Origin of the sequence: Microcoleus sp. OTE_8_concoct_300, assembly GCF_031383065.1 — a bacterium.
GTDB lineage: Bacteria > Cyanobacteriota > Cyanobacteriia > Cyanobacteriales > Microcoleaceae > Microcoleus.
In genome coordinates this window covers 1-11,922 of record NZ_JANMZH010000532.1, presented here as the reverse complement: position 1 = coordinate 11,922, position 11,922 = coordinate 1, and the positions used below count along the sequence as shown (strand labels likewise).

Below are 11,922 nucleotides of genomic sequence, written 5' to 3'. Positions count from 1 at the left end.
TGGATTTTAGCAGAAGAGAATGCCGAAGTTCGGCGAGTGTTAATTGAAGGAATTGGTTACGATCGCATAATTCAAGAGTTGCAAGCAAAACAAATAGATAGTTGGCAGGAATATGCACTATTACAAATAGATAATGCCGATGTCGAGCCGATTTGTTTGTTAAAACCCACTTTCCGCACCCTCCACTGTCACAATCGGTTTTTGCGGAATTTTGTGAACCCAACTGGTCATTTTTTATACACACAAGGGGGAAATTGGACTTGCGATCGCCAATTCAATTTAGCCAAACTCCGAAAATTCGTAGTGTGACAGTTCAGGGTGCGGAATGTGGGTTAAAAATGACTTGTCCGAGTACGGGATTCATTCACGCTTTGAGAGTGCCGCCTAACCTGACATCAGCTAGGGAGGCAATTGGCTGGGTAAATTGGGATATTGATCCCGAGGAGTTTTACGTGCAGAGTTAATATTAGCAAGGATTTCAGCGATCGAGAATGTCCTTGTTTTAATTTCAGAAACGAGATGACAATTCCAGGAAGAACGAGCTAGGCTAGCTGTAGACATCTATTTCGATCGGGACTTACGCACGGGTAGCCAGAAACCGGGTTTTTTTTGCGAATACTTCGTTATATCGTTTCCGGTTGCATCGGAATGATTTAACCGCAGAGGGCGCAGAGAACGCAGAGGGAGAGAATACAGAGATGAATAATTCCGATGCTACCGGATTTGATATTATAGCCCGTAAAAACGACAAAAACCCGGTTTCTTTGGTGTTGATGGGTAATATCGTGTCCGGTAGATTAGCGATTTGTCGTCTGGCGGGGGCAGGTTTATGAGATTGTCGGTTTTCGGCAATTATTGTCGGTGAACCTGCCCCTACAAGACATGGCGTTTGTAATAACGGATCGGATCTATCTGAGATATTGCAGCATTCTCCATTAGCTGTACGGGCGGGTTCGCCAGTAGGCTTAAAGTTTGCAGACAGGTTAAATAAACCCGCCCTCCCCCACGAATAATCCCCTCAAATCAATCGGACTCGATATAACTCCTATTATTCCCAGGAATGCACCGATAAAATTTCATTCACCCTCCAAACATGGCAAAACAACTAGCAATAGAAACTCGCGGGCTGACGAAACAATTCGATCGCCATATAGCCGTCAATGACATCGATTTGCAAGTAGCAGCAGGCGAAGTCTGCGGACTGATCGGCCCCAACGGTGCCGGCAAAACTACTTTGCTGCGAATGCTGGCGGCTGCTGAGGAACCGACTATAGGGGAAATTTACATTAACGGGGATAGGTTATTGCGCGATCGATCTCACCCGATTCTCAAACAACGCATCGGCTTTCTTCCCGATGACTTTCCCCTCTACGACGACTTGACAGTTTGGGATTATTTAGACTATTTTGCCCGACTCTACAACCTCCAGCAACCGCGCCGCCGAGAGCGAATCAACTCCGTTTTAGAACTCGTGCAACTAACCAACAAGCGCAAAAGCTTAATTTCTACCCTTTCGCGGGGGATGAAACAGCGCCTGAGTTTGGGGAGAACTATTATCCACGAACCGCTATTGTTGTTGTTAGACGAACCCGTTTCTGGCTTAGATCCGATCGCCCGAATGCAGTTCCGCGAAATTATCAAAGCTTTGCAAGAAGTCGGCATGACCGTAGTCATATCATCTCACGTCCTCAGCGACTTAGCCGAACTTTGTACCTGGGTTGGTATCATGGAACTCGGATATCTGGTCGAAAGCGCACCGTTACAAGAACTTTACAAACGCCTCAGCCGCCAGCATATTTTCATGTCGGTTGTAGGAAATAAATTAGAAGCGCTTACATCGGAATTAAAAAACTTTCCATGGGTGGAAAATTGGGCAATAATCCCGGAAACTCAACAGGTGTGCGTTGATTTTTCAGGAAGCCCGGAAGATGCCGCAAATTTATTACGCGGACTCGTCGCGGCCAACATTCCCCTAACCGAATTCCACTGCACTCAAGAAGACTTAGAAACCATCTTCCTCAAGATGGGACACCAGCAAGCATCTTAATTTGCTAGTTTCCTGTTTACCAGAATAAACAGTGAGTTATAACTGAGTTATTCACCATGCTCAATAAGCCTTTTATGGGCGGGTTCTCCTGCCCACCCCACAATCAAACTCACTCTTTGTGGAACGGGCCGAAGATCCCGTTATTGAGAATAGTTTAACAGTGAGTTATAACTGAGATGTTGCACCATTCTCAATAAGCTTTTTATGAACAGGCAAGATGCCTGTTCCACAATAAAATTCACTCTTTGTGGAACAGGCATCTTGCCTGTTCTTGAGAATGGTGCAAGATGTGAGTTATAACTAACTCATCACCCATTCCTAATCACGAATAACCCATGACACTCAACTTACCAGACAAAATAGGCAACTGGAATCCCCAGTTATTTCGAGAAATCAAAGGCCGCTTGAATATTGGCAATATGGCGATCGCCTCGGTCTTTTCCCTAAGCGGTCAACTGCTGCTATTCATGTATTACAGCGCCCAGATACCCGTTACCCCTCCTAATGGGGAGTACACTTACCCCATCTATTACAGATTTTGCAATTTAGATGGTGCCCATTCCTCTGAAAAAATCTGCGTCAGAGATGCCTTCAGCAACTTTGTCATTAACTGGCGGGAGTGGTGGCTAGAGATATTCATTTTGCTGAGCATATTGAGCGTCTTAGCTTTATTAGTAGCAGGGACTTATATGCTTGTCAGTGACTTAGACAAAGAAGAACGCCGCGGGACGCTCAACTTTATTCGCCTCAGTCCCCAGTCTGCTAAAACAATTTTTCTGGGGAAAATTCTTGGCGTACCAATTTTACTTTATTTAGCAACAATTCTGGCTGTACCCCTGCACCTGTACGCTGGATTAGCTGCTCAAATACCCCTGAATGAAATTTTATGTTTCTACATAGCGGTTGCAGCTAGCTGTGCTTTGTTTTACAGCAGTGCGATGCTATTTGGATTGACAACCAGTTGGTTGGGAGGATTTCAACCTTGGTTGGCTAGCGCTACGGTTTTTGTTGTGTTTGGGATTTCTTGGCTGCCGCTCACGCGAGCTGCTGGGGATGTGTTACATTTTTTGTCTCCCCTTGCTATCCTGAGATATCAGCTTTTTCTAGTTGATAAAGATGATTTCGATTCGTTAGTTGAAAACTTAGACAAGTTGCAATGGTTTTACTCGCCAGTGGGTACAAATATTGCGAGTGGCATTGCTTTGTGTCTTTTGGTTTGTGGTACAGGAACCTACTGGATGTGGCAGGGATGGCAGCGCCGCTTTCCAAATCCCAGTGCTACAGTTTTGAGCAAGCGGCAAAGTTATTTGCTAGTTATCTGCTGTCAGGTAATATTTTTAGGTTTTGCACTCCAATCAGACCCCCCAGACTACGCTAATTTCATCTGTTTACTTATCTTGAATTTGGTGATGTTCTTAGCTTTAATTGCAGCTTTAACATCTGACCGACAATCATTGTACGATTGGGCGAGGTATCGGAAACAAATCGTTCCCAGCAATCAGAAGCTGTGGCGACGCTACCCACTACTCGATTTAATTTGGAGCGATAAAAGTCCGGCTGTAGTTGCGATCGCAATCAATTTCCTCAGCTCAGTAATAATTTTAACACCTTGGGCGCTGTTAGAAAAAAGTGAGAATAATGGATTTGGGGGTGTAATTTTCTGCCTGAATCTTATCCTAATTTACGCAGCCATCACCCAACTATTCCTATTTACCAAAACCCGAAATCAGGAAATTTGGGCCGTGGGGACAGTCGGCAGCGCTCTCTTGTTGCCGCCTGTGCTTTTATCTATGCTTTTGCTAACCCCAGAAAAAGCTCCTATTCTCTGGTTGTCTTCAACATTTGGTGGCTTTTGGTCTTCGTCGTTTCTGGCAGCATCAGTAAATACGATTTTGCTCTCCATACTGAGTCAGTGGAGTGTCTTGGTGTTGTTGAATCTCAAATTGCGATCGCAACTCAAACTCGCAGGGGAATCAGCTTCTAAAGCACTGCTGAAAGCTTGAAAAAGCAAGGGAAGGGATCAAACGTGAAACTCCGATTCAGGCAGGGGCTTAAACCCCTGCCTGAAACCTTAACTCCTCTTCAGATGACGGTTCCACTTATTATGTCAATTCCGCATTTATAATCCATTTTCTACCATCGATGGTTGTCGCCGCTACACACACAAAGCCCACCTTCGGAGGCTTTAAGATTAAAGTTGAAAAATAATTTATGACAGGACAGAGCCAAAATTAGAGCTTTAACGCATATTACTATAGGAAAGCAGTACAAAATTTTATACAGCAGATTACAGGTTTATGAAGTACACCAGGCTATCGATAAATCCCCGTAGGGACACTCTTGCCCGGCCGTGTCTAAAGCTGCACTTCATAAACCTGGGATAGGTTGTAAGTCCGCACCGATAAAAATTTCAGCTTGCGTGTTTGCAGTTGAGCTGCGATCGCCCGCCAGCTACACACCAAACTATAAAATACGGCAAGCGATCTGTATTGAGGAGTGGGTTTATTTGAATCAGAGGGCGGGTTGATATATCATTTTAGCTGCGTGTAATACTTTTATTGCAACCAACCCCTACAGCAGAAAATAAGAAAAATTATCCTAAAAGTGCGAAATTGTGATATTTTGACGGAGAATACCGCCGCCGTTAGGCAACGGAAGTATTAAATATCGAGGGTGATGAGAGCATGGCCGAAATTAGAGACACCGCACAAGCAAACTTGCTAGCAGGAACTTCAGAAGATGACCTGATTTTTGGTTTGATGGGCAATGACATTATTGCGGGGAACTCTGGTAATGACAGCATTTTTGGAGGAAAGCAAAGCGATTTAATTGATGGCAATTTAGGTCAAGATTCGCTTTTTGGGGATTTAGAGAACGACACTATTAACGGCGGAGAAGATAACGATTTTTTAGTGGGCGGAAAAGGCAGCGATTCCATATCGGGAAACTCCGGCAATGATGTTTTGTCGGGGGATCGAGATACTGATATCCTGATAGGCGGAGACGGGGCAGACATATTTGTTTTGAGGCGCTACGCTGAGGCTGACCCCAACCGTACCAGCGGCGGTGTTAGTTTGGCAAATGCCGACGCGATCGCCGATTTTGCACCCGGTACAGATTTAATCGGTTTGGCGGGAGGTCTCAATTTTAGCGACTTAAATATTCTGGAAGCTGGAAACGATACTGTTATTCAAGACCGGGTAACAGGAGAATTTCTCGCTACTCTCAGAGGGGTGAGGCAAAGTGCGATTAACCAGGCAAGTTTCACTAATAATATTAGCAGCGTTGTTCCCAATCCCCCGCCTCCACCGCTGACAACGGCTTATGGTTTAACTCCTACTAATCGGATTGTCGGTTTTAGCCTTTCCAATCCGAGAAATGTGATCTCAGATTTGCCCGTGACTGGATTGCAGCAGGGAGAAAGTTTGCTGGGAATTGATTTTCGCCCCGCTAACGGTTTGCTTTACGGTGTGGGTTCTAGCAATCGCTTGTATACTGTCAATCCGAGAACCGGAGAAGCAAGTCAAGTTGGTAGCGGGCAATTTGCTGTTCCCCTAACTCCGGGGGATGCTGGTTTTGATTTCAATCCGACGGTCGATCGAATTCGGTTTGTCAATCAAGCCGGTCAAAACGCCCGCCTCAACCCGGATACCGGGGCAATTGTCGATTTTGACACGCTGGCGGGGGGAATTCAACTCGACGCTTCTTTGGCTTATGCTGCAGGCGATCGCAATTTTGGAAGTTCTCCTGCAGCAGCAGGGGCTGCGTATGTGAACAACTTTGCCAGGGGAACTTCGACAACTTTGTTTGTAATTGACAGCAATTTAGATGTTTTGGTGCGACAAGATCCGCCGAATAATGGAGTGTTGAATACGATCGGATCTTTGGGAGTTGATGCTACTAGCGTTCTCGGCTTTGATGTCCGGAGTATTGGCGGCCGCGATGTCGCGGTGGCGGCGCTGGAAGTTGGGGGCGTTTCGGGCTTGTACAATATCAATTTAAGTAGCGGTCAAGCTTCCTTTGTCGGTCAAATTGCCGACGGGAGACAGATTAACGGTTTGGCTGTGCCTTTGCCTACAGCTTACGCCTTAACTGTCAGAAATGGCGCCGAAACAATTGTCGGTTTTAACGAGGCGGCACCGGGGGCGATTCTCAGCGACGCGGCAGTTACGGGGTTGCAGCCGGGAGAAAGTTTGCTGGGAATTGATTTTCGCCCCGCTAACGGTGTGCTTTACGGTGTGGGTTCTAGCAATCGCTTGTACGCGATCAATCCGGTGACTGGGGCTGCAACTGCAGTCGGTAACGGGCAGTTTGCTGTTCCCCTAACTCCGGGGGCTGCTGGTTTTGATTTCAATCCGACGGTCGATCGAATTCGGTTTGTCAATCAAGCCGGTCAAAACGCCCGCCTCAACCCGGATACCGGGGCAATTGTCGATTTTGACACGCTGACGGGGGGAATTCAACTCGACGCGAATTTGGCTTATGCTGCGGGCGATCGCAATTTTGGCAATTCTCCGGCGGGTGTGGGGGCTGCCTATGTGAATAATTTTGCAGGGGCAACTTCGACAACGCTGTTTGTAATTGACACCAATTTAGACGTTTTGGTGCGCCAAGATCCGCCGAATAATGGAGTGTTGAATACGATCGGGTCTTTGGGAATTGATGCTGGTACTGTTCTCGGCTTTGATGTCAGGAGTCTTGGCGGTAACGAGACGGCTTTGGCTGCGATCGAGGTTGGGGGAGTTTCCGGCCTGTACAATATCAATTTGACGACCGGTCAAGCTTCGATCGTCGGTCAAATTGGTGACGGGCGAGGGATTAAAGGTTTAGCACTGACTTTGATTTAACTGCTAGATTCCCAGCGATTTTAAATGGATTTTAGGCATCAATTATGTAGTTTTTAGGTGGAAAATTGAAAACAAGTCAAGTTTTCTACAATCTCAAATTGCAGGACTAAGGCCAACTGGCTACAAGTCGATGGTCATGTGACAGTCGGCCTTAGTCCTAATTGTCAATCTAAAATCGTTTGGGCAATTCCAAATACTTCGGCTACGCGAGAGTACAAGTTCAAAATTCCCAATTCCAAATTCAAAATTTGAGGTAACATATTATTTTGACAACAAAGATAAGATGTTATCTCAAGTTTTTTACTTGCTCCGTTCCCGCAGTGACGGCAAATATCTCTGTGCCTATCCCAATCCAGATGCGGCAGTTAGTTACCTGCTGATGTTTCGCGAAGACTATGACGCTTTGAGTTATCTCAACGCCCACGCTGCTGAGGTTGCCGATCGATTCGGAGTAGAATCGATTTCCGGTTCATCTGTGAAAACGCTACTCGAACGTTGGGGATTTAACGGTGTGGGGGTTGTTCAAGACCCGCTGTTACCGAATATTGAGTTTTTAACGACTCGTTAGGGTCGCTTTCTGCAATCGAAAATCTCAAATCGAAAATCCACAATCGAAGTAGGGTCATTTTCCAGAATCGAAAATCTCAAATCCCAAAATCGAAGTAAGATGGCTTTCTGCAATCTCAAATCTCAAATCCCAAATCCCAAATCCCAAATCCCAAATCGAAGTAGGATCGCTTTCTGCAATCTCAAATCTCAAATCTCAAATCTCAAATCGTCAAATCCCAAATCCCAAATCGAAGTAGGATCGCTTTCTGCAATCTCAAATCTCAAATCTCAAATCTCAAATCTCAAATCGTCAAATCCCAAATCGAAGTAAGATCGCTTTCTGCAATCTCAAATCTCAAATCTCAAATCTCAAATCGACCGATGCCCCATATTTAGTGCAAATTGTCAAATTTGTCAAGCTTTCACCCTAAATCTGAATCCTGTTGTATATTCGTAGTCTGTTGATATATTCCGACACGTCAGTACACAACCTATGGTTCGAGAATTAGAGCGATCGAGTGCCAGCGAGAAACGCAACCTGTCCGATTTCCCCGAAACAGCACCCGCAGCCAATCCAGTATTTTTTAGGACTTACAGCCGCCGTACCGAGACGGGAAGGGAGACTTGGGAGGAAGTGTGCGTGAGAACAGTCAAGGGGCTGCAAAAGCTGGGAAACCTCACCCCGGAAGAAACACAACTGCTGCACCGGATGCAAAACCAGCTCAAAACCCTCGCTTCAGGCCGCTGGCTGTGGGTAGGTGGCAGCAAATGGATCGAGCAACCAGAGAATTTTTCCGGCGCATATAATTGCTCCTCAACAAATATTCTCGACTGGCCTTCCTTTGGTTTGTTGATGGATTTGGCAATGATGGGCTGCGGCACTGGGGCAGTCTTGGAACCACAATATATCAACCAACTGCCGCCGATTCGCAACCGTTTAACCCTAACCATGCAAGGCGAAATCGGCTCTACACCCGCCCAGTTGCGCCGTCAAGCAACCGAAATAAAAATAGCAGAAAAAACCGCAACTATTTATGTCGGAGATTCTCGCCAAGGTTGGGTAAAATCCTATCAAAGTTTGCTGGAATTATCCACAGATGAAAGATTTGCAGGAGAAGTTCAAGTATTCATAGATTTGAGCGACGTTCGCCCGGTGGGAGAACCTTTAAAAGGTTTTGGAGGAGTAGCAAATCCGGTGAAATTGCCCGACCTTTATCAGCGCTGCGCCACAATTTTGAATAAAGCTTTAGGGCGGCAGTTAAATTCAGTTGAATGCTGCGTGCTGATAGATGAAGCTGCGGTGACAATTGTTGCTGGAAATATTCGCCGAAGCGCGGGAATTCGTCAGTTTTCTTTCGATGACGAACTAGGGGCAAATGCTAAAGATAATCTGTGGCAACAAGATGCTGAGGGCAATTGGCGGATCGATCCCGAAAGAGATGCTTTGAGAATGGCAAATCACTCTCGTGTTTTTCATCACAAACCAACGCTGGAAGAATGTATTGATGCTGTTCGCAAACAGTATTATAGCGGAGAGGGTGCGATCCAGTGGGCTGGAGAAGCTATTGCCAGAGCAAACTGTGACATCTTAACCAGTTCTGAACTCAAATCAGAATTTTTAAAAGCCTATGCTGTTGGAAAGGGTCAACATTGGTTGCAAAAGCATTGTCCTCAAATCTCTGAAACGGAACTCAATCACCGTTTAAATCGCTACGGATTAAACCCTTGTCATTCTGGGGATACATTAGTTTCAACAGACCAAGGATTAGTAGCAATCAAAGATTTAGTTGGCAAGCATTTCCAAGCCTTAGTTGATTTGCGATCGGTGGGACTAGATGGATTAAAATTAACCGATGCGATTGCTTTTTGTACGGGTGTACAGAATACCTATTCTGTCATACTAGAAAATGGGCTTCAGATGAGATGTACTGCCGATCATCAACACTTTACCGATCGAGGTTGGGTTGCAACCAAAGACTTAACCCCCGATCTTGCTATCTGCATTCAGAGAGGTGAAGGAAGCTTTGGCAAAAGTACGATCGCAGTCGCTCAAGCTCAAATGCTAGGTTGGTTGTATGGAGATGGTTCAATTTACCAAGGATATAGAGGCTTAGACGCAGTATTCTACATCAATCAAAAGGAATATCCAACTGTATTTCCTGTTCTCTTTGAAGCCGTTGAATCTTTGACAGGCTACAGCCACAATCCCAGTCTAGTTAAAGGAGTGTATACTTTTCACAGTGGCTCACCTTTGATGAGGTCATTCCTTGAAAAATTAGGAGTTGAATCTAAAGACTGTTTGCCAAATACATTTTTATCTCAATCAAAAGAGGTAGTCATTGGTTTTCTTCAAGGATTATTTTGTGCAGACGGTTCCGTAAGTATTAAATCAAGGCACATAGAACTTCGCAACCGTTCTCATGAATTACTCACACAAGTTCAGTTATTGCTGCTGAACTTGGGAATCAAAAGTAGTTTAAAAATAAAGCAAAAACCAGGTGGTAAGGGAGTTCCATATACTTTGAAAGATGGAACTGAGAAAGTCAGTAAGAACCGAGGGAGTTGGCGAATTATCATTTATTCAGGAGAGGGTGCCAGAAACTTCTGTAAATTAGTTGGCTTCCCACTTGTACCCGAAAAACAGCAGCGTTTAGAGCAGCTTGCTATCAAACCGCAAACCAGGCATTATAGCGAAGCTATTGTCAAACAGCGATATACTTCAAAAGTGAAAACTGTAGAAGAGTTCGGAGAAGAAACAGTTTATGATCTCCATGTTCCTCTGACTCATTCTTTCATCGCTAATGGTTGTATTACCCACAATTGTGGGGAGATTTTGGGGAGCAATTTTCACTGTAATCTTTCTGAGGTTCACCTCAATCAAATTGACCCTTACAATTTCAAAGAACAGGAGGAAGCTTTCACGGCTGCGGCTCTATCTGTCGCGGTACTTCTCAATCACAAATTTCTTGAACCCCGCTATCAATACAGCCGCGAACTAGACCCGATTGTCGGCGTATCTTTCACGGGATTGTTCGATTTCTTCGTTCACGCTTTCGGCGTTGAGTGGCTGCGCTGGTGGGGGGAAGGCCGCCCGCAAACTCCGCAAGGAATTGCTTTTAAACAGCGGGAAGAAGAGTATTTGAGTGGTTGGCGCGAGATTGTCAATCGGGTAGTATGGGATTATTGCGATCGCCATTCCTTAAAACGCCCAAATCGCTGCACAACCGTTCAACCATCGGGTACTAAATCTCTGCTGACAGGTGCTTCTCCCGGCTGGCATCCGCCGAAAGCCCAGCGTTTCATTCGCCGAATCACTTTCGGCAAAAACGACCCCGTAGCCCTCGCCTGCATCGACTACGGATACAACGTGATTCCGTCTCAATCTGACAAGGATGAAAACGGGAATTTGCTGAACAATCCCTTCGATGAACGCTGTACAGAATGGCTGGTAGAAATACCTGTGGCGGTAAGTTGGGCTGACTTGCCGGGAGCAGATGAAATTGACATTAACAAGTTCTCAGCGGCGGCACAAATGGACTTTTATATGCAGGTGCAAAAGTTCTATGTCAGACATAACACTTCGGCCACGATTGAACTGCGCGAAAATGAAGTGGAAAGTTTGGGCACGCGGATTTATGAAGCGATTCGCGATGATGAAGGCTACATTTCCGCAGCGCTTTTGGCGAGGTTTGATGCTCTTGAAACTTTCCCGCGTTTGCCCTTTGAACCGATAAACAAGGAAACTTACACCAAGATGGTGGAAGAGAGTTTAGCGCGCCGCCAAATAGATGTTTTTCATGCGGCACTAAGTCGCTATGACTTGGGTGAAATGATGGATTCGGGGCCCGCAGGCTGCGATTCCGATAAGTGTTTGATGCCGGAGACTAAGGCTATGTAATAGCGTTGAAGGAAATCCCCCGTTTGGGGGATTTTTTTATGTTTAATTGCAGATCAACAAAAAATTGTCACTCCCTCCCCGTGTCCGGGAAGGGGTTCTTTGAAAATTACCGATCGAATGTTCTGTAGCAAGTGTCAGCTTGCTGGGACTCCAGCAGGTCGGGGTTAAATATCACCGCAAATTTCCCGCCAGGAAGCAAGCGACGGAGAATCTCTAGATGACCGTCCGCATCCGATCGAGTGCGGAACTGACCAACTGTCAACCGCTGCATTTTGGGCAGCAAAGGAACCAGCACCCAAGGGTAAAGTCATTCTTGGTAAGGCATAATAAACTTGTCTCCATACGTATGGGAGCCAGAGTCAGTGCTGATAGGTTGGTAGCCGGGACGCACTGGCTTTCTGACCAAGAAATTGGGATACAAGCCCCGTCCTTCTAGGACAGCTTTATGTTATAATTTAATTGGTTGAAATACCCACCTAAGATTGCAGCGATATATACTCATTTTGAGTTGAAACCGGGACTGATCCAGTAATAGGGAAAGACTGAAGGGCAATGGTTAAAATCCAACCTGGAAGCAAAAT

At 45.6% G+C, this 11,922-nt stretch carries 9 protein-coding genes and 1 pseudogene; 8 read left to right on the top strand and 2 right to left on the bottom strand.

From position 1 onward, the window contains the following. From ACUVJL_RS24640 to ACUVJL_RS24610, 7 genes and pseudogenes are all read left to right on the top strand, one after another. Positions 1–309 (top strand): DUF6745 domain-containing protein (locus ACUVJL_RS24640; RefSeq protein ID WP_445248241.1); only part of this gene is annotated, 309 nt, incomplete at its 5' end. Positions 310–332: 23 nt separating this feature from the next. Continuing rightward, positions 333–464, top strand: a pseudogene (locus tag ACUVJL_RS24635) (DUF6745 domain-containing protein); the annotation flags it as partial. A gap of 234 nt (positions 465–698) precedes the next feature. After that, positions 699–833 carry a hypothetical protein gene (locus ACUVJL_RS24630; protein WP_445248240.1) on the top strand — a complete coding sequence of 45 codons (135 nt, stop codon included), beginning with the start codon at positions 699–701 and terminating at the stop codon, positions 831–833. Between the two features lie 260 nt (positions 834–1,093). Then, the gene (locus ACUVJL_RS24625) at positions 1,094–2,047 is read left to right on the top strand and encodes an ABC transporter ATP-binding protein (protein ID WP_445248239.1); all 954 of its coding nucleotides are present in this window, start codon (positions 1,094–1,096) and stop codon (positions 2,045–2,047) included. A 335-nt stretch (positions 2,048–2,382) separates the two neighbouring features. Beyond that, positions 2,383–4,050, top strand: coding sequence for a hypothetical protein (locus ACUVJL_RS24620; RefSeq protein ID WP_445248238.1), 1,668 nt, complete (start codon positions 2,383–2,385; stop codon positions 4,048–4,050). 681 nt (positions 4,051–4,731) lie between these two features. After that, positions 4,732–6,894 carry a DUF4394 domain-containing protein gene (locus ACUVJL_RS24615; protein ID WP_445248237.1) on the top strand — a complete coding sequence of 721 codons (2,163 nt, stop codon included), beginning with the start codon at positions 4,732–4,734 and terminating at the stop codon, positions 6,892–6,894. A gap of 283 nt (positions 6,895–7,177) precedes the next feature. After that, positions 7,178–7,462: a hypothetical protein gene (locus ACUVJL_RS24610; RefSeq protein WP_445248236.1), complete on the top strand. Its 285-nt coding sequence runs from the start codon at positions 7,178–7,180 to the stop codon at positions 7,460–7,462. Positions 7,463–7,516: 54 nt separating this feature from the next. On the opposite strand, the gene ACUVJL_RS24605 is transcribed toward ACUVJL_RS24610, so the two are convergent. Beyond that, positions 7,517–7,654 carry a hypothetical protein gene (locus tag ACUVJL_RS24605; RefSeq protein ID WP_445248235.1) on the bottom strand — a complete coding sequence of 46 codons (138 nt, stop codon included), beginning with the start codon at positions 7,652–7,654 and terminating at the stop codon, positions 7,517–7,519. A gap of 282 nt (positions 7,655–7,936) precedes the next feature. On the opposite strand from ACUVJL_RS24605, the gene nrdJ reads away from it, so the two are divergent. Beyond that, positions 7,937–11,341: a ribonucleoside-triphosphate reductase, adenosylcobalamin-dependent gene (gene nrdJ / locus ACUVJL_RS24600; RefSeq protein WP_445248234.1), complete on the top strand. Its 3,405-nt coding sequence runs from the start codon at positions 7,937–7,939 to the stop codon at positions 11,339–11,341. A gap of 106 nt (positions 11,342–11,447) precedes the next feature. Here nrdJ and ACUVJL_RS24595 read toward each other — a convergent pair whose 3' ends face one another. Then, a complete protein-coding gene (locus ACUVJL_RS24595) occupies positions 11,448–11,636 on the bottom strand; it encodes a hypothetical protein (protein WP_445248233.1) in 189 nt (62 codons plus the stop codon). Positions 11,637–11,922 lie beyond the last annotated feature (286 nt).

Excerpts from the sequence above, each read along its gene's own strand:
- ACUVJL_RS24630 (WP_445248240.1), top strand. The coding sequence starts at position 699 with ATGAATAATTCCGATGCTACCGGATTTGATATTATAGCCCGTAAAAAC.
- ACUVJL_RS24625 (WP_445248239.1), top strand. The coding sequence starts at position 1,094 with ATGGCAAAACAACTAGCAATAGAAACTCGCGGGCTGACGAAACAATTC.
- ACUVJL_RS24620 (WP_445248238.1), top strand. The coding sequence starts at position 2,383 with ATGACACTCAACTTACCAGACAAAATAGGCAACTGGAATCCCCAGTTA.
- ACUVJL_RS24615 (WP_445248237.1), top strand. The coding sequence starts at position 4,732 with ATGGCCGAAATTAGAGACACCGCACAAGCAAACTTGCTAGCAGGAACT.
- ACUVJL_RS24610 (WP_445248236.1), top strand. The coding sequence starts at position 7,178 with ATGTTATCTCAAGTTTTTTACTTGCTCCGTTCCCGCAGTGACGGCAAA.
- nrdJ (WP_445248234.1), top strand. The coding sequence starts at position 7,937 with ATGGTTCGAGAATTAGAGCGATCGAGTGCCAGCGAGAAACGCAACCTG.